Origin of the sequence: Pseudomonas neuropathica, from assembly GCF_051174785.1 — a bacterium.
Classification (GTDB): Bacteria; Pseudomonadota; Gammaproteobacteria; order Pseudomonadales; family Pseudomonadaceae; genus Aquipseudomonas; species Aquipseudomonas neuropathica_A.
Genome location: NZ_CP195111.1, coordinates 3,957,429 through 3,980,984, shown reverse-complemented (window position 1 = coordinate 3,980,984; position 23,556 = coordinate 3,957,429). Strand labels below are relative to the sequence as shown.

The following is a 23,556-nucleotide window of genomic DNA, read 5'->3' as shown; positions in this document are numbered from 1 at the left end:
AGGATAGACGGCAATTGCAAGGACTCAGCTCAATATGGAGATGGTCCCAAGGTATTTCAAGGCGCGTGGCAGATTGTCGCAATCCAGACTGTCCAGCCAGTGTATATCTTCCCAGCTGCGCAGCCAGGTGAACTGGCGTTTGGCCAATTGGCGCGTGGCGATGATGCCGCGCTCCTGCATTTCAGCCAACGTCAGCTTGCCATCCAGGTAGTCCCAGACCTGGCGGTAGCCTACTGCACGTATAGACGGCAACCCCGAATGCAGGTCACTTCTTTTACGCAGGGCTACGACCTCGTCGAGGAACCCCTGTTCCAACATATTTGTGAATCTTTGTTTAATGCGCTCGTGCAGTACCTGGCGATTCGCCGGGGCAATGGCCAAGTTCGCGACAGTATAGGGCAATTGTTGCAGTCCCGAAGCGGCTGCTTCAGTACTTTGCGCAGATTGTTGCTGGCGCAGCTCGGTCATGCTCTGACCGCTGACTCGATAAACTTCCAGCGCGCGACTCAGTCGCTGCGGATCGTTCGGGTGAATCCGCGCGGCGGACACCGGATCGATAACCGCCAACTGGTCGTGCAGGGCTTGCCAGCCAAGGCGTGCAGCCTCTTCTTCGATCTGCGCACGGACGTTGGCATCGGCCGCTGGCATATCCGCCAGACCTTCGACCAAAGCCTTGTAATAGAGCATCGTACCGCCGACCAGCAGCGGAATTTTTCCGCGCGCGGTGATCTCGGCCATGGCTTGCAGGGCATCACGACGGAAATCCGCAGCGGAATAGGCTTCGGCCGGATCGAGAATATCGATCAAACGGTGCGGATATTCGGCCAGCAGTTCTTTCGAAGGCTTGGCGGTGCCAATGTCCATGCCGCGATAGACCAGCGCTGAATCGACACTGATCAACTCGCACGGCAGCACCTTGGTCAGCTCGATGGCCAGATCGGTCTTGCCCGCAGCGGTCGGGCCCATCAGGAAAATCGCTGGAGGAAGCTGGCTCATCAACGACCGCGCAGGAACAGTTTGTCCAGATCGTCCAGGCCCAATTGGGTCCAGGTCGGTCGGCCATGGTTGCATTGACCGCTGCGCTCGGTGTTTTCCATGTCACGCAGCAGGCCGTTCATTTCCGGCAGGGCCAAACGCCGGTTGGCGCGAATCGCGCCGTGACAGGCCATGGTGCCGAGCAATTCGTTGAGGTGCGCCTGAATCCGGTCGCTGGTGCCGTATTCCATCAGATCCGAGAGCACGTCGCCGACCAGGCGGTTGGCTTCGGCCTGTTTCAGCAAGGCTGGAATCTGACGGATCGCCAGGGTTTCCGGGCCCAGACGCTGTAATTCAAAGCCCAGCCGCTGGAACCACGCCGCGTGTTCTTCGGCGCAATCGGCCTCGCGCTGGCTAACGGCGAGGGATTCCGGCACCAACAACGGCTGACCGCTGAGGCCTTCGCTGGCCATGGCGATCTTCAGGCGTTCGTACATGATCCGCTCATGAGCGGCGTGCATGTCCACCAGCACCAGCCCTTGAGCGTTTTCGGAAAGAATATAGATACCTTTCAACTGCGCCAGGGCATAACCGAGCGGCGGAATGTCTTCCTGACCAGCCGGCAGTGCGTTGGCGTTTGCCTCAGGCAGCGGCGCGAAAAACTCGCGATACGCAGCCTGAGCCTCGGCAGCCGGCGGCACCGCCGATTGTGGCCGCGGTGAGTATTGATACTGATAAGCGCCGCCAGCACTGGCACCGGAGGAGGTATTGAACGCCGGTTGCGCCTGCGGTTGCTCCAGCAGCGCGTTGGCCGCCAGACGCATTTCGCCCTGCGGGCCGAACTCACCGGCATCGAGGCCCGTCGGCCGCACGACGGCTGTGGTCACGGAACCGGCAAGCTGATCTTCCGGCCGCACATCGCCCAAAGCGCGGTGCAAGGTGCCGTAAAGGAAGTCATGCACCATGCGTCCGTCACGGAAGCGCACTTCGTGCTTGGTCGGGTGCACGTTGACGTCGACCGCCGCCGGATCGACTTCGAAAAACAGCGCAAAGGTCGGGTGACGGCCGTTGAACAGCACATCACGATAGGCCTGACGCACCGCGTGTGCCACAAGCTTGTCGCGAACCGCACGGCCATTGACAAAGAAATACTGCAAATCCGCCTGACTACGGTTGAAGGTCGGCAAACCGACCCAGCCCCACAGATGCAAGCCGTTACGCTCGATCTCGATCGGCAGCGCCTGTTCGAGGAAACCCGAGCCGCAGATTGCCGCCACACGCCGGGCGCGGGCCGCATCATCGTGGGCCTCGTGCAGGCTGAGGATGGTCTTGCCGTTGTGGCGCAGATGAAACGCCACATCGAAACGCGCCAGTGCAAGACGCTTGATCACTTCTTGCAGATGATCGAATTCGGTCTTTTCGGTCTTGAGGAATTTACGCCGCGCCGGGGTGTTGAAGAACAGGTCGCGAACTTCCACCGAGGTACCAACCGGATGCGCTGCCGGTTGAACACGGGGCGCCATGTCGCGGCCTTCGGTTTCGACTTGCCAGGCTTGATCGGCATCGCGAGTACGCGATGTCAGGGTCAGGCGCGCCACGGAGCTGATCGACGCCAACGCTTCACCACGGAAACCGAGGCTCATCACCTGCTCAAGGTCTTCCAGATTGCGAATCTTGCTGGTGGCGTGACGGGCCAGCGCCAGCGGCAGGTCATCGGCGGAGATACCGCTGCCATCGTCGCGTACGCGCAGCAGCTTGACGCCGCCTTGCTCGACGTCGACATCAATGCGTTTGGCGCCGGAGTCAAGGCTGTTTTCCAACAGCTCCTTGATCACCGAGGCCGGGCGTTCAACCACCTCACCGGCGGCAATCTGGTTCGCCAGCCGTGGGCTGAGCAGTTCGATGCGGGCAGCGTTCAGCACTTCGTTCATTCTTTGGACGCCAGTTCGGTGCCAGGAATGGTCAAGTGCTGACCGACTTTCAGCTCATCGCTTTTCAGGTTGTTGGCGGCGCGCAGCGTGGCCGGCGACACCTGATAGCGCACGCCGATCATCGCCAGCGTTTCCCCCGGGCCAACACGGTGATCACGCGGGCCCTGGGCGATCTTGCCGGAATCACGCAGCCAGGCGATGTAGGTGCCCGGTGGCGGATTCTGCTGGAAGAACTGACGCACGCCGCTGCTGATCGATCGCGCCAGCGCTTGCTGGTGGCTCGATGCCGAAAGCTTGTTGGCTTCGTTAGCGTTGGAGATGAAGCCGGTTTCGACCAGGATCGACGGGATGTCCGGCGACTTCAGCACCATGAACCCGGCCTGTTCCACACGCTGTTTGTGCAGTGGCGTGACGCGACCGATGTTGGTCAGGACTTTTTGGCCGACGTTTAGGCTGGAGGTCAGCGAGGCCGTCATCGACAGGTCGAGCAACACGCCCGCGAGCATGCGGTCCTTGTCATCGAGGCTGACGTTGCCGGCACCACCGATCAAGTCGGAACGGTTTTCGCTGTCGGCCAGCCAACGCGCGGTCTCCGACGTCGCGCCGCGATCAGACAGGGCAAACACCGAGGCACCGAAGGCTGCGGCGGATGGGGCGGCGTCGGCGTGGATCGAGACGAACAGGTCGGCGCCCTTCTTGCGGGCGATTTCGGTACGGCCGCGCAGCGGGATGAAATAGTCGCCGGTGCGAGTCAGTTCGGCGCGGAAGCCTTTCATGCCGTTGACCTGACGCTGCAATTCACGGGCGATCTGCAATACCACGTCTTTCTCACGCTGGCCGCGCGAACCGGACGCACCCGGGTCTTCGCCACCGTGGCCGGCGTCGATCACCACAATGATATCGCGCTTGCCGGCCGGAGCTGGCGGTAACTTGATTGCAGGTTCAGTCGGGGTTACCGGCACCGCTGGCACGGTCGCCACCTGCGGCGTTGGCGCCGGCGGCGGTGCGGCGTCGGCCGGGTTGTCGAACAGGTCGACCACCAGACGGTTGCCGTACTGCGCGTTCGGCGCCAGCGAGAAGCTTTTCGGGGTGACGGCTTTCTTCAGGTCGATGACCACGCGCAGGTCGGTCGGTGTACGCTGGGCCGAGCGCATCGCGGTGATCGGCGTGTTCGCGGTCTGTACATTCAGCGGCGCACCGAGGGTGGCGCCGTTGATATCGATCACCAGCCGGTCCGGTGAGGTCAGGGTGAAGACGCTGTGCTGCACCGGGCCGCTCAGGTCGAAGACCAGTCGCGTGTTGTCCGGCGCCCGCCACAGGCGCACGCTGTTGACCTTTGAATCGGCCACAGCGTTGACGGTTACTGCCATCAACAACAGTCCAGCGGCAGCCACCAACGCGCGAAAGCGCATACCTAACCCCATCATTTAATTGGATTCCAATGCCAAAGCGGCACACCAGGCCTCGCCACGCGAGCCCTGGGATAAAATTTTCAGCGAACGCCCGCTGTCTTGCGGGCTAATGGTAATGGTCAGGTCAGGCTTTGGCAAAAAGCCTGCACCTTTATCGGGCCATTCGATCAGGCACATCGCGTCGTCTTCGAAGTAGTCGCGGATGCCGAGAAACTCCAGCTCTTCCGGATCGACCAGGCGATACAGGTCGAAGTGGAAGGCACGGACGTCACCGATCTCGTAGGGTTCGACCAAGGTGAAGGTCGGACTTTTTACCGCGCCGACATGGCCCAAGCCGCGAATGATGCCCCGCGACAGGGTGGTTTTACCCATGCCCAGGTTACCTTCGAGAAAAATCAGGCCATGGCCCTGGGTCACGCGGGCGATCCGTGCGCCAAAGTCGCTCATGGCCTGTTCATCGGCCAGGTACAGGGTTACTTCAGACACGGTGCTTGCTCCTCCAACAACTGACGAATGGCTGGAATCAGATCACTGGCCGCCAGCCCACGGCCCAATTTTCCTTGTTGCTGACCGGCATTGGCGTGCAGCCAGACCGCCAGACAGGCGGCATCAAAACCGGCCATACCTTGCGCCAGCAGCGCGCCGGTCAAACCGGCCAGCACATCGCCCAGCCCGGCGGTGGCCATGGCTGGATGACCTTGATGACACAGCGCCAGACGTCCATCGGGATGCGCGATCAGACTGCCAGCGCCTTTCAACACCACAACCGCTGTATATTTTTTGCTCAATGCCAGCGCCGCCGCCGGACGATCCGCCTGCACCTGCGCTGTGGTGATTCCGAGCAACCGCGCCGCTTCGCCCGGATGCGGGGTGATCACGCAATCCTTGGGCAACTCAACGAAGCCGCTCGCCAGCAGGTTTAGCGCATCGGCGTCCCACACTTGCGGCAATGCTGCGTTGGCAGCCGCCGACAACAGGGCGCGTCCCCAACTGGTCTGCCCAAGTCCCGGGCCGACAACCAGCGTCGAGACTTTTTCCAACAACCCCATCAACTGATTGGCCGAGGAAGTGCCGAGCACCATGGCCTCCGGCACTCGCATCAGCGCTGCCGGGATATGTTCAGGACGGGTCGCCAGCGACACCATCCCCGCGCCGCTGCGCAATGCCGTTTCGGTGCTGAGCAGAATCGCTCCGCCAAAACCGTGATCGCCACCGATCAGCAGCACATGGCCGAAACGGCCCTTGTGCGAAGTCGGTGCACGCGCCGTCAACCCCGGAAGATTAGCCGTGTTGAGCCGTTGGGCGATGATCGGAATGTCACGATAGATGTCGGCGCTGGCCTGCAAATCGTTGAACACCAATTCGCCCGTGTAATCCGCCGCGTCCCCAGTGAACAAGCCGAGTTTCAGCCCGATGAAGGTCACCGTCAGATCGGCCTGCACGGCGGTACCCAGCACGTGCCCAGTGTCAGCGCTCAGTCCAGAAGGAATATCGACAGCTGTCACCGGCAATCTGCTGGCGTTGATGGCTTTGATCGCCGAGACGTAAGGCTCGCGCACATCCCCGTTCAGCCCCGTGCCGAGCAATGCATCGAGAATGACCCCGCGCAATTCGCTTTCAGCCTGCCAGCCCTGCACCGCAACACCTTCAGCCAACGCCTCGGCATGGGCCAGCGCGGCATCGCCCTGCAAACGCTGCGGATCGCCGACCGCCAACACCCGCACCTGCCAGCCGGCTCGTTGCGCCATGGCCGCAACCAGATAACCATCACCGGCATTGTTGCCATGCCCGGCCAGCACTGACAGTTCAGTAGCCGACGGCCATTGCCGCACCAACGCTCGCCACGTCGCATGCGCCGCGCGCCGCATCAATTCGAAGCCCGGCGTGCCGGCGGCAATCAGCCGTGCATCGAGTTCACGCACCTGTGCGGCGCCATACAGCGCGTCGGGTAATTGATCTTTCGTGTGCGGCATGCGTCTTCGGGCTCCGATGTCTGGCAGAATTATACGCACCTCAGCTCCGGTTTCTCTCGTCTCATGTCCGCCATCACCACAGACCTGCCCGCCCTCGCCCAATCGATCAAGGATTGGGGCCGCGAGCTGGGCTTTCAGCAAGTCGGCATCAGCGGCCTGGATCTGGCCGAGCATGAGCAGCACCTCGCGCGCTGGCTCGAGGCCGGCTACCACGGCGAAATGGATTACATGGGCGCCCATGGCAGCAAACGCTCGCACCCCGAGGAGCTGGTGCCGGGCACGTTGCGCGTGGTTTCGCTGCGCATGGACTACCTGCCCGGCGACACACAAATGGCGCAAATGCTCGCACAACCGGAGAAAGCCTACGTGTCGCGTTATGCCTTGGGCCGCGATTACCACAAATTGATCCGTAAACGTGTGCAGCAATTGGCCGACAAGATTCAGGCGCAGATCGGCCCGTTCGGTTTCCGCGCGTTTGTCGACAGCGCCCCGGTGCTGGAAAAAGCCATCGCCGAAAAGGCTGGCCTGGGCTGGATCGGCAAAAACACCTTGGTACTCAATCGCAAGGCCGGCAGCTATTTCTTCTTGAGCGAACTGTTCGTCGATCTGCCGCTGCCGGTAGATGAACCGCACAGCAGCGAACATTGCGGCCGTTGCACTGCGTGTCTCGATATCTGCCCGACCAACGCCTTCGTCGGCCCGTATGTGCTGGATGCGCGGCGCTGCATTTCCTATCTGACCATCGAACTGAAAAGCGCCATCCCTGAAGACCTGCGTCCGTTGATCGGCAATCGCGTGTTCGGCTGTGATGACTGCCAGATCGTCTGCCCGTGGAACCGCTTCGCCAAACCTTCCGGGGAAAGCGATTTCAAGCCACGGCACAACCTCGACAATGCTGAACTGGCTGAGCTGTTTTTGTGGGACGAAGAGAAATTTTTAAGTAACACTGAAGGTTCGCCGTTGCGGCGAGCCGGGTATGAGCGTTGGTTGAGGAATCTGGCAGTGGGACTGGGCAATGCGCCTTCAACGATTCCGGTGCTGGAGGCGTTGAAGGCGCGACGGGATTATCCGTCAGAGTTGGTTAAAGAGCATGTGGAGTGGGCACTGGAACAACACTCCAGACCTTCACACCCATAAAGGGCAAGCAAAGTACTCAGGTTGCTCATATGCGCGTTGTATCCATACTTTTGGCTGACCTCATTATTGCGTTGGTCTGCCCGTCAGACCAATGGCCGCCCGCCTGGAGGACTTTGCAAACTCTCGTATTACTGTCCTCTAGAAGGTAAATACGCTCCCCACGTCCTTTCGATCTCGCAAAAAAAACATGCGTTACTTTTCGTCCATTGCCGGCTGCGCCGAACTCCTCGTAATACATCTCGGTCAAGCCCGCTGCTTGTCTGGGGGACATGTTGCTTTCCACGCGCTTGTAGAATTCCAAGGCCATTGGTTGATGATTTTTATGCACATTTTCTACCTCGGCCCCGATCAATTGCCAAGGTTCATCCGGCACTGTCTCCCCGGGTGCCTTGGCTTTTTTGGCCGCAGCCCTGGCACCTTTTCCAGGCTTCTTGAAATGTTTTGCCGCTTTGGCTGTGTCCTTGCCGTCGGGACTAAGGCCTTTGCTAAAGGCTGAAGCCATCTTCCTGCCTGCATTCACAGCCGCTTTTGCACCCGCCGCCAAACCTGCACCGAGCGAAGCCAGCCCAAGACCGAAGCTGATCCAGCCCAATATCTCGCCAGCTTGAGATCCCGGTGCCAGCTCATTGACCGCCTCGCTGGCAATACCCGCCAGACCTGAAGTCACCGCCAGCCCCAATGCCGCCGCGGCCCATGGCGTCGCCGCGCCCATCGTCAACACGCTGGCAACAACCCCGAGAATACCGAGCCCGATGCCCAGGACCGATTGCCAGGATATATGCCCGGTAGGGTCGACACGATTGACAGGATCGCCCAGGCAATAACTGTAGGCATTCAATCCGCCCGCACCGAACGGGCTCATGCTGTCGGGGGCGAGGAATCGCATCAATGTCGGGCTATAGGCCCTGTAACCGTTCCCCAGCAAATACAGCCCGGTCACCGGATCCAGTTGCTCGCCGTTAAACCCCGCCAGACTGAACAAACCACCTTCGGCAGGACGATGTCCGTAAGGGCTGTAGGCGCAATCGGTGAACTGTTCCTTGCCCAGCGTTGCCAGCACGCTTTGCTGCTGATCGGTACCAAACAGCTGCGCGCCGGCGTTCAAACCGAGTTGCTGCTGCCCCACCAGCGCTCCACCGTGACGTACAACGCTGGATGAATTTTCACCACTCACTTCATTGGCGACCCGGCCTGCGTAGTAGTAACGCTGCGCAGTTACCTTGTCGGGTTGCGACAGCTCAACCAGATCGTCGAAACCGTCGTAATGGTAGCCACGAATGACTGAACCGCCTGTGCCGGACAGTTGTTCGAGACGTCCGAACGCGTCATAAGCCAGGGTTCGCGCCTGGTCGTCCTTGATCATTCTGCCGTTGGCGTCGTATTCCAGCGTCACTGCTGGTGGATAGTCGACATGGGAATGTTTGACTGCGCTGAGCTGTGCAGGATCAGGATTGTCATAACTGAAGGTAGTCAGATTCACGCCCAGCGGGAACCTGGTCTGCACGGTAAGCATGTTGTCCAGCGCATCGAAGGTGAATGTCTGCTGGACAATTTCCTTGCCATACGGATCGCGGGGCTTTTGGGTGCCGGCACAGTCGTACTGGATCAGACGCCCGCGCACATCGTAGGTGAATTGCTCATCGCGCAATAGTTGCGTGCCACGCCTGGATACTCTCTGCGCCAGTTTGCCAGCAAGCGTGTAAGCAGACTCCAGCGTCTGGTCAGGCTGACCCTGAATCTCGAATGTGCGGCGGGTTTCACGACCGATATCGTCATAGGCAAACCGGGTGATCATCTGCCGCTTGATCGACGTTTCTTCGGTTTTCGTCCAGTCCGGCAAACCCGTCTGGGCGTTGTAGTGGCATTCGGTTTTCAGCGAGCCCTGCGAGGTGGACAGGAGGCGGCCGTACTCATCGTATTCGGATCTGCTTTCAGCTCCGAGTACATCGACATGGGTGATCGGTCGCCCCTGCAGGGACCAGGTACTGGACGTTGCTTTCGTGATAGCGCCGAAGGTCGTCGTTTCGGATTTGACGCGTCCAGAAGGGTAATAGGTAAAGCGGCGTTCCCGGCCGTTTTCGGTACAGGTCAAGGGCTTGCCACTGAGGGGCTCATAAGTCATGGTCGTGACCAGTTCCCCTGACTTGCGCTCAATCAGCAAACCACCCATATCGCGCAAGTAAGTGAATTCGGTTTTTTTGCCATCAGCACTCGTGTACCACTGTGGTTGAGTGAAGCCCGCTTCATAACCGGCCTCGGACTTGCGCCCGCCCACGGTACTTTGGATCAAACGCCCCAAACCATCATAAGCTTGCTGCCCCAACACTTTGTCACCGACCTTGATGCCGATCGATAGCCCTTCCTCACTATGCTCGGCGTAGTCGGTCACGACCACACTGGCGTCGGGCAGGATAGTGCGGATCATCCGGTCAAAAACGTCGTACTCATATCGAGTGGTATTGCCGACAGGATCTGTCGCGCTGGTTGTACGCCCGAACCCGTCATAGGTGTAAACGGTTTTGCCCAGACTCTTGTTCTTCAGATTGAAGCTCTCGACACTGAGCGGTTTACCGAACTCATTGATGAGGGTGAGTGTCTTGCCCATCCCTTGTAGCCAATTGGTTTGCTGGCGAAGAACCGGATCCGCCTCGCTGTGCTCGATACGCCCATCGACATGCAGCGTTTTGCTGACCTGGCCCCAGGAATCGAATTCGTAGCGAGTACTGAGCGGATAAGGTTTGCCGTCACGCCAATCGGTCAGCGTCACTTCCACCTTGTGACCGACCGAATCATGCAGGACAGAATAAAGCGTGCGAGTCGGGATGAGCCCCTCCTTGTCTGGATGGTCGCAGTCGTTTTCCTGAACGGTGATCACCCGCTCCAGACCGTCATAGCTCACTTTTTGCTCGCCGCCAACGGGATCGATGGTCACCATTGTGGCCGGCTGCTGTTTGCTGGCGGCCAGATAGGCCCACCGGGTCGCGGCAGCATAGGGAGTGCCTGAAGCAACCGTTTTGCACACTGACCGGCCGATAGCGTCGTATTCATGCTCGATGCGCATGCCATCGACACCAACTTCCGATACCTGCAATCCGGTCAACGTCGAAAGCACTTTTTCACTGGTCTGTAGCGCGCCGTCAAATCCGCGTGTGCTGGACTTGACCCGCAACTTGTCACCCTCAAGTTCATAGGCAAATTCGGTAGAGGTTTTTTTATCATTCAGGATGATACTTTGCGCTTGAGTGGCCCCGTGCTTGAGTGGGTCTTTGGGTGTATCTACATAACTGCGTTCGGTTTTCGAACGTATGACCTCAACACCTTCCACAACTTCGAAAAAACGCTCCCCAACCGGTAACACGGATGCCAGTTCCGCACCTTCCAACGCAGCATGCAGGGCATAGTCGTAGTACGTGCCAGTCGAAGCACCAGCCGACGCGGCAGCGGTAACCGTTGTCTTTTTCGGGAACCTGGAGAAACCCAGCGGATCCTCCGGACAATTGTCGCCGCCACTTGCCGGATAAAATTCCGTCAAAGTCGTCACCCCGCTCGGCTCGACGTGCTTGAGCAAGTTGCCTTCGGGATCAAACTCGGTGACGGTGGTTTCCACACGCTGCTGTTGAGTGCGCCGATCAAGGTGAGTCACCGTCTGGACTTTCGGCATGCGGAACTGAGCCACCTGCTCATTGAAAGGCTTGGCGACGGAACAGTAATACTCGGTGGCGGTTGCGATCTGGGCATCGCCACAGGTTGTAACCTCAGCCACTAGCAGATGGAACTTGTTGTAGGTGCGTTTAATGCGAGTATGGATTTTGCCGCTTACCAACAACTGCTCGTCCGAGGTGTAGACATAGTTGCCGGGCGCCAGATAGAGAGGGTCCAGGTCATTGTCCTTGGCTGGGAGGAGGCCCTGCCCAAGAAAGTTATGATCTGAGTACGTGTATGTCTTGCAGATTCTGGGTTGGCCGCGCCCAGGGTAGGTATCGTGAGCGATCACAAATGGTAGTGTCCGCTCCACGCCATTTTCGAAACTATGGCCTTGTCGCTTGTAGCGAATGATTTCTACGCCGCGCAATGGATTAACGACGCGGTGCAAATAGCTGGCGTCGTCGATGACTTCATATTCCAGATCCCAACCTTTACCGAGCGGAAGCCCGATTGCCGTTACCCGAGCATTTTTCAAGATCAACTTGTAGTCGGAACTGGACGAGGTATCGGGATACCGGGTCAATGTGACCTGACCTGCATTGCGGGTGATTTTCAGCAGGCATCGTTTGGCGTCACGAACTTCGGCCAACCTGGGAAACTGGTTGAAGAGCTCGTGCTTCAACGCGATGCTCACACCATTCGCCGCGACTATTTTTTCCGCTACGGCGACCTGAGTGCCAGCCAGGACTTTGAGCAGTTCACGCCGACCATCCTTGTATCGAACTTCATAGCGTCCTGCTCCGGTCACCAATACCTTTGCCGTTTGCAGTTTCATTTCCTTGAACTTCAAACCGGTGGATGTTTCTACGGCCTTGTAGCGCTCGCCGTTGCACAGCGTCATGACTTTGCTGCGCAAATCGTAGTTGGTCATAGTCAGAGACCAGCCAGCGCCGAAGCCGACATCTGCCTGATTGAGCGGATTGAAACCCAGTGAAAGTGCAAATTCAGGGCCATTGAGATCCGCCGAGTGCAACTTACCCAACGAAAAAGCGCACGTGTACATACCCGTGCGGGGATCAACACCTCCGGAAACAAACTCACCAAAGTTGAAAGCATTTGAATGAACAGCGGAAGATAAATTACTTTCCATTGAAAAACGTCCTTTTATTTCAAGATCCAGATATTAACGAGTCAAGTTGGCCAGCAAACACCCGCTGACCCCATGATTAAATCAGACAAGCTGTTTCATTGACCGCCTGGACTCACCCAGAATAAAAGTGCGCCGTTCTTTATTACCTTCGATACAAAGCCTGTGTTCTGAACCAAACTCATCGATCACTGCAAACTCGAATGAACCTTCGCTTTCCCGCCCCGCTTGCAGGTCTGCGGAAATATATTGAACAAGGGTCAGCTGTCCGTGCACGCTGTTGATCGGCACGATCATGATACCGAGGGGACTGCGAAAGGATGCTTTCAGCCCGTAGATGGGTGCCATGTAGCCGTAAAAGTTTCGACGCCCGTCCTGGGTATCAGGAATGTTTCCGGAGGCATAGACCTGCACTGCATCTTCGGAATCATAAGGATCAAGTTTCACCTCACTACTGTACCAGTCAAGCAGATGAATCTGCCTGCCCTCCGCGTGAAGCCCAATGTGATGACTTTGAACCCAGTCATATTGCGCCTTCTGCTGCTTCTGACCATATTCGCTGAACGTAAAGTTATTTAGCGAATACTCTTTCGGCGGAATGGCCTCCAGCGTAACACTGCTGTCAAAGCCAATTCCGTTACTTCGCAATAACACACCATCCATAAGAATTTCGGCGGCCACTTCCATGATCCCGGGCCTGGTGGCTGAAACCCAAAACTGAAAAATCTGCACTGGATCAGAGTCGTCACTTATCCGGTTGTGCGTGGTACGTGGAACTTCGGTAACCCGCGGTGCGCCACCCGACAATTCGTGAGCATAACGATTTTCCTGCAGCGAAACATTCCAGTCACCCTCCAGAGGCCGCGCGCCGTTATAGGCGATCAACTGCAGTGATTGCAATGCGGGATGCCCATACAGTGATGCGCCGTCGCCATTGTTATCGATGCCGTGGAGAAGTACCAACACTCGCACCTGCATGCGTCCGTTGGCGTAAAGCACTTTATGCTGGCCAGTCCTCGTGGAGTCGAGTTTTACCTCAATACGGGAAATACCAATTTGCTCTAACATTTAACAATACCTTGCTGATTAATCGATTCGCCCTTTAAGGGCACAGCAAAGTATTGAGGCTCGACTCAAATAAAAACAGCCGTGACATTCGACAAATTGTGAGGAAGTAATATTTCAACATCACCCTCAATAACTCATACAAATGCTAATACATTCAAAAATCGAAGATTTCATTACGCCAACTTTAACAACACTCTTTCCGCCCCTTTGATTCCAGCGCTCAATGACATTTCCCCTCCTGACCTCAACTGCGCACAATCAGGAGGGGAGTTACCGAGCAGTTTATTCTTTTCAGGTTATGTTAGAAAAAAAAGCAGCCGTTACTTCCACAAATATTCAGACACTGTCTGAACCTGTCGAGAACCCGCTTTCTGAGGAATCACTATCGGAGTCAGATTCTGAAACCACATCCTCCGTCTGGATTTCCAACTTTCGATCGATGCTGGAGCTTTCAAGATACTGACTAATCCGTTGCCTTGACGCGTCACTCAGAGGATTATTCAATAACCCAATGAACAAATCCTGTGTATCCGGGATCTCGAACAATTCGTATCCGACGTCGGAAATATTATTATCATGCAATGCCACGACACCCAGTTTCCTGAGTTTATCTATGCCTGAAGGAACGCCAAAAAGATTTGCGTTGTTGAGCAACAATCCGGTTAAACCTGCCATATAACCTACATGCGGAGCAACTGTCAGAGGGTTGTTCGCCAGATTCAACCGGATAAGCGTTTCGATTCTCGACAATCCTTCAACTGTGACCTCGGATAGTTTCAGCGAGCACCCGTCCAGCGTAAGCTCGCTTAACTGGCGCATTTGAAATATTCCTGACGGGAATTCCTCTATTTTTATGCCAAAGATACCCAAATATTGAATATTGGGAAAACTGTCAAGAAACGCCCCTATCCGTGCGCCCGGTTCATTTGCGGTCAATACCAACTCCGTTACATATTCAAATCGGCTGGACAGCCTAGGTAACTCACCCGAAAAATCGACGTAGTGAGAAAAATGATCGTCCCCCTCGCCCCACTTCGAAACCGACTTGCGCTGCCAGATATCTTGTAACTTTGTGCTGAACTGCTCGCGAGCCTGGTGTTGTTCGGCCGGAGTCGGCGCGCCTTCTGGTTCCGCCGTCTGCGCATGGCGTGACGCCCCCTCGGCAGTCCATATCGCCAATTCCGCACGCAGCGTGGCAAACTCTTTTTCAAGACGAATCAAAACGCCGGAGGGATCACTCTTCAATCGCTCCTTTATAAATTCCGTCACATCCTCATCTGGAAGATGCGGATAAAGATCACGTACACGCTCTGCGACGGACTTTTTCGATACCGGCTGGTTGTCGCCACCACCCCGCAAGTGCCCGTTTTGCCTATATTGCGCGATGGCAGGATCGACGGTAACCGGAAGCGGCGCCAGCCCCAGCAACTCACTCACGATTTGCCGTGGCGGCAACGGCTGTGCACGAATCAACTGTTGCAACGTCGCACCACCACCGTCTGTCACACCCAGCATTTGCCGATGCCCAGGCAACATCAGAAACCAGATGGTTGAATACAGATCCTTCGAGCCCTGAGGCAATTGGGCGTCGCTACTTTGGATGACATAACCGTCATCCTCACGAATCAGTATGTGACGAAACGGCGATCGGGCGTCGCCGATCGCGCTAAGGACATCCCCGTCCATCGTCCCTTGGCGAATCTCGATACGAGTCTGCCGCGGCCAATTCGCCAGATTTGCGAGCATATGCAGCACTAAACGATCACTGTCCGGGCTGGATATCGCCTCTAAATAAATGCCTTCCGCGGCCCTTGCCAGGCGAATGTCTCGCAGCGCCACCAGTGCCTCTTTTGCCACTCGCTGAGGCATGCCGGGCTGGTTGTGCATATGCAAACGCTCGGCAGCGCTGGTATTGCGCCATATTGCCAGCGCAGCCGTTTTCGCTAGATCTGGAAATACCCGACGCATCCGCAAAGTGTTTTCATCGCAATCGGATTCAAAGGCATCTTCCAGATCCTTGAACCGCTTGAACCGCTCACGTGCGGCTACGAGTCCCTGCGCCTGAATCTTCTGATCAAGTTCGAATCGCCTGATGGTGTCCTCCAGTAAAAAAGGCGCAGGGCGATCATTAATGAGCACATCGCGCAGCACTGATTCATTGACCCCGCTCACTGCCAGCATACGGTCAACCATGGCGTCGGAAAACTGCGCCGCGGAACGGCCCATCCGGCGAAAAAGTTGGGCGGTTTGTCCTGACATTGAATCAGTGAAGGTGGCGACATCGCTGTCCAGCGGGATCCAGAATCGGCCCTCGCTGCCTGGTTTCAGTAGCGGACCGGAGGGCTTGAGCTCACTGGCCAGCGCGGCGCGAAACAGGCCACTCTCAGCGTCGAGGATCACTTGCACGATATGATCATCGGCTACGGCGACGTACTGACGTTGCTTCACAATCCGGATGCCCTGCGCATCGGACTCGCCGAGGCTTTCAGGTGTGGGTATCCAGTAATCTGCCAAAGAGGACTTTACGGCATGTGTCGCGAATTCACCGATCGCGGAAGACCTCGGGCTCACGCTCATTCTGATTGCTGGCGTCACTGCGACCGAGTCAGGCCCGAAGTTAGGATGCGGGGGTTCCAGACGACGCGGGTTGGGTAGAGGTGGCATTGCTGAAGAGGTCGACGGTGACCGATGAGTACCCTCTACGCTGAAATCGGGGTTTTTTGTTGTCGCAGGCACAGGTTTGACCTTTGGCGGTTTGCCAGTCATGACTACTCATCCTTGAGAAGTGATTGTGTTGGCCCCTGCATAACTGAAGGGCCAACACTCGATACAAGTAAAAGCACTTTGGGTGCGATCACCTGATAATTGAACACCACAGTTTATCGATAGTCGCCATACCAAAAAGCATATATATCTACTACACCCACCGACATTGCATCAGTGAAGGTGAGACTTAGCCTCGCTCCAGATATAAATTTCGCTCATACAAGTTCAGGCGAATCGCCAGCTTATGTTCCGTGCCATGTTGATCAATGGCGCGCAAGTGAAGTACATCGTCGTATTTTGATTTTGGCGAAATTTCCGAGTACTCGGACAGGGCTTGCACGACAGTCAACTCACCATCGCGATCATTGACCCTTACAGAATAACGCTTGGTTTCCCTCGTTACGGCATCAGGAAAAACGAACGCGATGGGATCTCCGTTAAACGGCAGGTACACGTCCAGCTCTCTTCGTTCGGGGCGAACAAGGGTGGCCAGCATATAATTGGTTTTTGTTTCGTGAAGTTTGTTACCGCCCACGAAGGGCTGGTCAATGCTTGCATCTACTCCATCGACAAGCCAATCGACCAGTTTGATCTGCTGCCCCTGCGGATACAGCCCCAGATAATAGTTCCAGATACGATTGCCAGGCTGTTCATTACCGCGCCGGGTCTGATACCAGCGAAATTGTTCAACCGCATAGGTCGCCGGTGTTTGCGCTTCAAGCGTTACACTGCTGTCATGAACGCTGGAAAGCGTGGTTCCGTTACTGAGAATCCTCTCACCGTTCAGAGACAGGCGTGCACCGATCTGTGTCGTCCCGGCGCTCGATGAGGATACCCAGAATGTGCGAACCTGAGGATGGACGCTGTCACTTTCCACATCGTCTTCATCAACTTCTGCGACGGTGAAAGGAGTTCGCGCCTCAAGCGTAAACCGCCCTTGCTCGTTGCTCGCGACCCAGCCGTCGCGCAATGTCTTGCCAGTGCTGTAATGAATCAGCTCAATACTGTCCATCACCTGCGCCGGTACGTGCACAGCGTTACCGTCGGCATCCACCCCGGAAACCAGAACTTGAACTTTTACCTGCATCCGGCCATTACCGAACAGCGACTTGTTGCGAGAAACATCGTTGGCATCAAACTTCACGTTCATTCTGGCAAGGCCTGCAAGAATCGGCGCAATGGTTTGCTGACTGTATGTAGCGTCCATGCTTTCGCTCATGATGTATTCCTTTGAAGAGTTATATTTGAATATTGACATCGAAAATATGCCAACAAAAAAATTACAGATCTTTCAAATAAACAGCAAAGCGAAAAATGTAAGAAACATACACTTGCAATATCTTTAGCGGTTTACAGGTTATATCCGGCAAACCACTATTCTCCCGCAACAAGTATCAATGCTCGTCGTTATAAACGAACTTGGGCATTTCCCAATGAAAACGGATGGCCAGCAGACGTAACAAAAACCCGCCGAAAAGAGTGATCAGAATGGCTTGTTCACTTGGTACATTCAGATAAAGACACAGCATGTAGCACCACGCCGCAGCGAACGAGACACTCGCATAAAGTTCGCGGCGAAAGATCAGCGGAATGTCGTTGCAGAAAATATCGCGCAGGATGCCGCCGAATACCCCGGTGATCACGCCGCTGACCGAAGCCACCAACATGCCGTGGCCCATTTCCAGGGCGGTCATGCAGCCAATCAGGGTGAACGCCACCAGACCGACGGCGTCCAGCACCAGGAACAGCGAGCGCAGATGACGCATCCAGCGCGCGGTAAACACTGTGAACATTGCTGCGACCGAGGTCAGCACCAGATATTCCGGGTGTTTGACCCAAGTCAGCGGGTAATGTCCAAGCAGCACATCGCGCACCGAACCGCCGCCCAAAGCCGTGACGCAGGCAATCAACACCACACCAAACCAGTCCATGCCGCGACGGCCGGCAGACAATGCGCCAGTCATGGCTTCAGCGGTGATGGCGATCAGATAGAGCATCAGCAACATGGTGGCGGTCCTGGCAGGAAGGCGCGCAGTCTAGCCATTTCGGTGCGGCACCAAAAGGGGGCAGTTGCAGGGTTTGCCCCCACCGCCAGGAATCAGAACTTGATGAAGTGCTTGCGGTAATGCTGCAGCTCAGCGATCGATTCGCGGATGTCGTCCAGCGCCAGGTGCGTGCTGCCTTTCTTGAAGCTGTCGCGCACGTCCGGCGCCCAGCGCGCGGCCAGCTCCTTGAGCGTGGAGACGTCGAGGTTGCGATAGTGGAAATAGCTTTCCAGCGCCTTCATGTGCGTATAAAGGAAACGTCGGTCCTGGCAGATGCTGTTGCCACAGATCGGTGACTTGCCCTTCGGCACCCACTTCTCAAGGAACGCGATGGTTTCCGCTTCGGCTTCGGCCATGCTGATGCGACTATCGCGCACGCGCTGGGTCAGGCCAGAGTTACCGTGGGTGCGGGTGTTCCACTCGTCCATGCGCGCCAGCACTTCGTCGCTGTGGTGGATGGCAATCACCGGACCTTCGGCCAAGGTGTTGAGGTCACTGTCGGTGACGATGGTGGCCATTTCGATGATGACGTCGTTTTCCGGATCCAGACCGGTCATTTCCAGGTCGATCCAGATCAGGTTCTGCGGGTTTGGCATATTTCGGCTCCTAGGCAATGCTGCGCAGTTTAGCCTAGGCCGGTGGCCGGGCGTGCTAAACTCGCGGCCGTTTTACCTAATCGCTGCATTCTTCAGACGGAACACCCATGGCCAAACGCCAACTCAATCGTCGTCAAAACTGGCGCATCGAAAAGATTCAGGGCGAACGCGCTGCCCGCGCCGCCAAACGCGAGTCCTCGGCTGTCGAAGCCCTTGAGGGTGGCGACCTGGGCCCGGAACAAACCGGCCTGGTGATTGCCCACTTCGGTGTGCAGGTCGAGGTCGAGGCTGTTGACGGTGATCAGGCCGGCCAGGTCTTTCGCTGCCACTTGCGCGCCAACCTGCCTGCGCTGGTAACCGGCGACACAGTTGTCTGGCGTGCCGGCAATCAGGGCATCGGGGTGATCGTCGCGCAATTGCCGCGTACCACCGAACTGTGCCGCCCGGACAGCCGTGGCCAGCTCAAACCGGTAGCGGCCAACGTCGACATGATCGTCATTGTCTTCGCGCCGCTGCCTGAGCCGCACGCCAACCTGATCGACCGTTACCTGGTAGCCGCCGAACACGCCGGCATCCGCCCGCTATTGCTGCTGAACAAATTCGACCTGATTGACGAGCACAACGCCCCGGCGCTCAATGCGTTGCTGGCGGTATACCGCACGCTGGGTTATCCCGTGCTGGAAGTGTCGGCGCACCACGGCAACGGCATGGAACAACTGCAACAGCAACTCGATGGCCGCATCAGCGTGTTCGTCGGCCAGTCCGGCGTCGGCAAGTCGTCGCTGGTCAACAGCTTGCTGCCTGAGGTGGAAACCCGCGTCGGGCCGTTGTCCGAGCTGTCCGGTCAGGGCACGCACACCACGACCACCGCGCGGCTGTTTCACTTCCCCGGCGGCGGCGAGCTGATCGACTCCCCGGGTATTCGTGAATTCGGCCTGGGCCACGTCAGCCGCGCCGACGTCGAAGCGGGTTTCATCGAATTCGACGACCTGCTCGGCACCTGCCGTTTCCGCGACTGCAAGCATGATCGCGAACCGGGCTGTGCACTGCTCAAGGCGCTGGAAGATGGCCGCGTGCAGCAGCAGCGCATGAACAGCTACCGCTCGATCATCGCCAGCCTGCCGGAAAACGGCTATTAAGGCAGCAGAAACAAAAAAGCCACGGTGATCGTGGCTTTTTGTGACTCACTGCTTGGGCGCGGGAGCCGGGGCAGTGGCTGGCGGAGCAGCGGGAGCAGGCGCTGGCGCCGTACTGCCCGGTTCAGCCGGTTTCCGCGCAGCGTCGTCGAACAGGTTCAAGCGTTCGCGCAACTCGTGCGCCGGCACCGGTTGCTGATCCGCCGGCAGTGCATTCGGGTCAACCGGCGCTACCGGAGCGGCACCGTTCTGGCCTTGATCCGCCGGTTTCGCCGGATCGGCACCTTGCGCACCTTCGATGGCCGCCTGGGCTTTCTTGGTCAGCACAACAATGTCGATGCGCCGGTTGACCGGGTTGAACGGGTTTTCCTTGTCGAACAGCGCCGACGAGGCATAACCGACGACCCGTGCCACTTGCGCATCCGGATAGCTACCGGCGATCAAGGCACGACGCGCAGCGTTGGCACGGTTGGCCGACAATTCCCAGTTACCGAAATCACCCGTGCCGGTGTACGGCTTGGCGTCGGTGTGGCCGCTGATGCTGATCTTGTTCGGCACCGCTTTGATGGTGTCGGCCATGGCCAGCAGGATGTCTTCGAAGTATGGCTTCAGGCGTGCAGAACCGGAGTCGAACATTGGCCGGTTCTCGGCGTCCATGATCTGGATGCGCAAGCCGTTCGGGGTGATCTCGAAGAGGATCTGATCCTTGAATTTCTGCAGTTGCGGGTTCTCGTCGACCTTGTTCTGCAGTTCTTGCAGGAGCAGTTCCAGACGTTCCTTCTCGACCTGCTCGGCCATGCCTTCAACCTGCTCGGTGTCGACCGTGACCTTGTCCGGTTGCGGTTGCGATTTCACTTCCGGGTTAAGGGTGTTTTCCGGCGCCAGGGTCGGCGTGCCGCCCAGGTCGATGATGTACGGCGTGCCGCTTTCGGAGAAGCCGACCGGATCTTTGAAGTAACCGGCGATGGCGATCTTCTGCTCCGGCGTGGCGGTGGACAGCAGCCACAACACCAGGAAGAACGCCATCATCGCCGTGGCGAAGTCAGCGAAGGCGATTTTCCACGCCCCGCCGTGATGCCCGCCGGCTATGCGCTTGACGCGCTTGATGATAATCGGCTGATTATTTTCCATGACTTAGCGACCGCGAACGGCTTGTTCCAGCTCGGCAAAGCTTGGACGGTGGGCCGGGTACAGCACCTTGCGACCGAACTCGACCGCCAGCGATGGCGGCATGCCGGAAGCCGAAGCCACCAGCGAGGCCTTGATGGCTTCGTAGACGTTCAGCTCTTCCTTGGCATCGTGGGCCAGGGAATGCGCCAGCGGACCGAAGAAACCGTAAGCGGCGAGAATACCGAAGAAGGTACCCACCAGTGCCGCACCAACGTGCAGGCCGATGGACTTCTGGTCGCCTTCACCCAGCGAGGCCATGGTCACCACGATACCGAGTACCGCCGCAACAATACCGAAACCGGGCATGGCGTCAGCGATGCCGTTCACCGCGTGGGACGGGTGTTCGAGGTCTTCTTTGAGGCTGTACAGTTCCATGTCGAACAAGCCTTCCAGCTCGTGCGGCGCCATGTTGCCGGACGACATGATGCGCAGGTAATCGCAGATGAACGCGGTCATGCGCTCGTCTTTGAGCACTGCCGGGTACTTGGCGAAAATCGGGCTCGCAGCGGCATCTTCGATGTCGCCTTCAATGGCCATCATGCCTTCGCGGCGGCTCTTGTTGAGGATCTCGTAGATCAGGCCGAGCACTTCCAGATAGAACGTGTGGCTGAAGCGCGAACTGAACATGCTCAGGGATTTCTTGAGCACGTGCATCGTCATGTAACCGGGGTTGGCCTGCAGGAATGCACCGAGTGCAGCACCACCGATGATCATCACCTCGAAAGGCTGAATCAGGGCGGCAATCTTGCCGTGGGAGAGCACGTATCCGCCGAGCACGCTCGCGAATACGACGATGATGCCGATAATTTTAGCCATAGGTAGAAGGTACTTGTTTAAGTCGGGTTCAAGGTCATATTCGGAAGTTAAAAAATCTCTTCTTCTACTTATCGGCAAAACTGCGCCAGACTATAGCCAGTTCAGGCGAAAAGCCAATTTAGCCCATGCCGGGCGCGTCTACAGTCAGTGAAGATCTCGTCCAGACATGGCTAATGAAACGAACGTCCCACACGCAAAACCGACCACCCTCGACGGCTGGGTAAAGTTGCTCGATGGCGTGCGACTGCCCGTGCCGCAAGAGTCTCACGACAAGGTTTGTCGGGCGATCCGCGATAATCGCAGCTCGCTACGCGACATCGCCGACCTGATGCAGGACAGCCCGGCACTGGCCTTGAGCATCATCCGTGAGGCGAATCGTCACACCCACGGCACCATGGCCGCTGCAGCGGAAAATCTCGAGGTGGCGATCAACCGTCTCGGCCTGGCGCGGACCGAAGAATTGCTCGCGCGCATGCCCGCCGAGCCGCAGATGCAAATTCCCAAAGCACTGCGCCAGTTGCAGATGATCAGCCAGCACGCCACGCAACAGGCCAACGGTTTTTTCGCCAGTCGCCTGGCGCGGCTGTGGCAGGACATTCATTGGGGCAGCCTGCTGTTTCTGTCGCCGCTGTGGCCACTGGCGCTGACGTATCCGCAATTGCTCGAAGAATGGGAGCTGCGGGTTATCCACAAGGGTGAGTCGGCGCGGGTGGTCGAGAAGCAATTGTTCGGCGTACGCCTGCTGAAAATCGCAGAAGCACTGGTGCAAGCCTGGCATCTGCCGATCTGGGTGCAGCAGGGTTATAAATTGCTGCTCAGTGAACAGCGCGAACTGGTGAAAGTGCTGCGTATCGCCCGCGACAGCGAGCATCCGCTGCGCCAGCAGAATCGCCTCGACGATGACCCGACGCTGCGCCGCTGGCTCAATCAGCCGGCCAACACCGTACTGCTGGCCAACGGTCTGGCGCTGTCGGCGCAACAGGCCTGGGACAGTCCGCACAGCGAACGCTGGCAGTACCTGACCAGCCTTTATCTGCAAATCTCGATGGACGAAGTGCAGCAACAGTTGCACCAACAAGCCGCCAACAGCGCCCGTCAACACGCGATGCCGGATCTGTGGCACCCGGCCGTTTCGCTGCTGTGGCCGTGGGGCACCCGTCGTTTACCCGCCGGAATGTTGCCAGCCGCCGCGCCCTCCGCTGAAGACCTGGGCCAATGGCGCAAGCAATGCGCCGAATTGCTGGCAGAACCGAGTCGCTTCACCAATGCCATGAGCCTGACCGTCGCCGCTCGCGACGCATTGGTCGCCAGCGGCATGCGCCGTGTCATGATCCTGATGGCCGACCGCACGCAGTCCAATCTGCGCGTGAATCAAACTGCCGGCCTGCCGAAAGAAGCGGCGGCGCTGAATTTTGTCGTCGGTCAGAGCAAGGTCCTGCAACGGCTGCTTGCGCAACAGGCGCAGGTACGCATCACTCCAGAGAACGATGCGCAATTCTCCGCCCTGCTGCCAGCGAGCCTGCGCACGCTGTTTCGCGGCGAACATCTGTTCCTGCGTTCCCTGATCAATAACGGTCGGGTCATCATGATTGTGGTGGCCGATCAGGGCGGCGGACCGTTCGCCGACATCACCGTACAAGCCTTTGGCAAAACCGCGCAGTGCATCGAAAAAGCCCTGCACAGCTTTAGCAGCCGTGGCCGATGAGGCTGCGCTACAATCCTCCCCTTTGTGCTCTGGA

General features: G+C 57.6%; 16 protein-coding genes. 3 read left to right on the top strand and 13 right to left on the bottom strand.

The genetic code is table 11. From position 1 onward, the window contains the following. Nucleotides 1-24: 24 nt before the first annotated feature. Genes miaA through ACRRSD_RS18010 form a run of 5 tightly spaced genes read right to left on the bottom strand, consistent with a single transcriptional unit; the run spans nucleotide 25 to nucleotide 6,291 of the window. Nucleotides 25-996, bottom strand: a complete 972-nt coding sequence (gene miaA / locus ACRRSD_RS18030; RefSeq protein WP_435034511.1) for a tRNA (adenosine(37)-N6)-dimethylallyltransferase MiaA — start codon at nucleotides 994-996, stop codon at nucleotides 25-27. Beyond that, nucleotides 996-2,897 carry a DNA mismatch repair endonuclease MutL gene (gene mutL / locus ACRRSD_RS18025; RefSeq protein ID WP_435038516.1) on the bottom strand — a complete coding sequence of 634 codons (1,902 nt, stop codon included), beginning with the start codon at nucleotides 2,895-2,897 and terminating at the stop codon, nucleotides 996-998. Before mutL ends, miaA begins: the two co-directional genes overlap by 1 nt. Nucleotides 2,898-2,902: 5 nt before the next feature. Next, entirely contained in the window at nucleotides 2,903-4,276 is a 1,374-nt protein-coding gene (locus ACRRSD_RS18020) for an N-acetylmuramoyl-L-alanine amidase (protein WP_401044867.1), read from the bottom strand. A gap of 57 nt (nucleotides 4,277-4,333) precedes the next feature. Further along, complete coding sequence (gene tsaE, locus ACRRSD_RS18015) at nucleotides 4,334-4,804, bottom strand: tRNA (adenosine(37)-N6)-threonylcarbamoyltransferase complex ATPase subunit type 1 TsaE (RefSeq protein WP_108224393.1); 471 nt, start codon at nucleotides 4,802-4,804, stop codon at nucleotides 4,334-4,336. Continuing rightward, a complete protein-coding gene (locus ACRRSD_RS18010; RefSeq protein ID WP_435034510.1) occupies nucleotides 4,792-6,291 on the bottom strand; it encodes an NAD(P)H-hydrate dehydratase in 1,500 nt (499 codons plus the stop codon). Before ACRRSD_RS18010 ends, tsaE begins: the two co-directional genes overlap by 13 nt. Nucleotides 6,292-6,354: 63 nt before the next feature. Between ACRRSD_RS18010 and queG the strand changes: the two genes are divergently transcribed. After that, entirely contained in the window at nucleotides 6,355-7,428 is a 1,074-nt protein-coding gene (gene queG, locus ACRRSD_RS18005; protein WP_435034509.1) for a tRNA epoxyqueuosine(34) reductase QueG, read from the top strand. Between the two features lie 25 nt (nucleotides 7,429-7,453). Here the strand turns inward: queG and ACRRSD_RS18000 are convergent, their stop codons facing one another. From ACRRSD_RS18000 to orn, 6 genes are all read right to left on the bottom strand, one after another. Continuing rightward, a complete protein-coding gene (locus ACRRSD_RS18000) occupies nucleotides 7,454-12,223 on the bottom strand; it encodes an RHS repeat domain-containing protein (protein ID WP_435034508.1) in 4,770 nt (1,589 codons plus the stop codon). A gap of 81 nt (nucleotides 12,224-12,304) precedes the next feature. Beyond that, nucleotides 12,305-13,288 carry a hypothetical protein gene (locus ACRRSD_RS17995; protein WP_435034507.1) on the bottom strand — a complete coding sequence of 328 codons (984 nt, stop codon included), beginning with the start codon at nucleotides 13,286-13,288 and terminating at the stop codon, nucleotides 12,305-12,307. Between the two features lie 336 nt (nucleotides 13,289-13,624). Then, on the bottom strand, nucleotides 13,625-16,054 hold the full coding sequence (locus tag ACRRSD_RS17990; protein ID WP_435034506.1) for a hypothetical protein: 2,430 nt from the start codon (nucleotides 16,052-16,054) through the stop codon (nucleotides 13,625-13,627). 187 nt (nucleotides 16,055-16,241) lie between these two features. Next, nucleotides 16,242-17,273: a hypothetical protein gene (locus tag ACRRSD_RS17985; protein WP_435034505.1), complete on the bottom strand. Its 1,032-nt coding sequence runs from the start codon at nucleotides 17,271-17,273 to the stop codon at nucleotides 16,242-16,244. Nucleotides 17,274-17,448: 175 nt separating this feature from the next. After that, nucleotides 17,449-18,060, bottom strand: a complete 612-nt coding sequence (locus ACRRSD_RS17980) for a trimeric intracellular cation channel family protein (protein WP_038360340.1) — start codon at nucleotides 18,058-18,060, stop codon at nucleotides 17,449-17,451. A gap of 92 nt (nucleotides 18,061-18,152) precedes the next feature. Then, nucleotides 18,153-18,695, bottom strand: a complete 543-nt coding sequence (orn, locus tag ACRRSD_RS17975; protein ID WP_034151653.1) for an oligoribonuclease — start codon at nucleotides 18,693-18,695, stop codon at nucleotides 18,153-18,155. A 107-nt stretch (nucleotides 18,696-18,802) separates the two neighbouring features. On the opposite strand from orn, the gene rsgA reads away from it, so the two are divergent. Continuing rightward, complete coding sequence (gene rsgA / locus ACRRSD_RS17970) at nucleotides 18,803-19,834, top strand: small ribosomal subunit biogenesis GTPase RsgA (RefSeq protein WP_095120636.1); 1,032 nt, start codon at nucleotides 18,803-18,805, stop codon at nucleotides 19,832-19,834. A 45-nt stretch (nucleotides 19,835-19,879) separates the two neighbouring features. Here rsgA and motB read toward each other — a convergent pair whose 3' ends face one another. Further along, the gene (gene motB / locus ACRRSD_RS17965; RefSeq protein ID WP_435034504.1) at nucleotides 19,880-20,962 is read right to left on the bottom strand and encodes a flagellar motor protein MotB; all 1,083 of its coding nucleotides are present in this window, start codon (nucleotides 20,960-20,962) and stop codon (nucleotides 19,880-19,882) included. Between the two features lie 3 nt (nucleotides 20,963-20,965). Beyond that, nucleotides 20,966-21,817, bottom strand: a complete 852-nt coding sequence (motA, locus tag ACRRSD_RS17960; RefSeq protein WP_007952169.1) for a flagellar motor stator protein MotA — start codon at nucleotides 21,815-21,817, stop codon at nucleotides 20,966-20,968. Between the two features lie 166 nt (nucleotides 21,818-21,983). Between motA and ACRRSD_RS17955 the strand changes: the two genes are divergently transcribed. Next, on the top strand, nucleotides 21,984-23,522 hold the full coding sequence (locus ACRRSD_RS17955; RefSeq protein ID WP_435034503.1) for an HDOD domain-containing protein: 1,539 nt from the start codon (nucleotides 21,984-21,986) through the stop codon (nucleotides 23,520-23,522). Nucleotides 23,523-23,556: the final 34 nt, after the last annotated feature.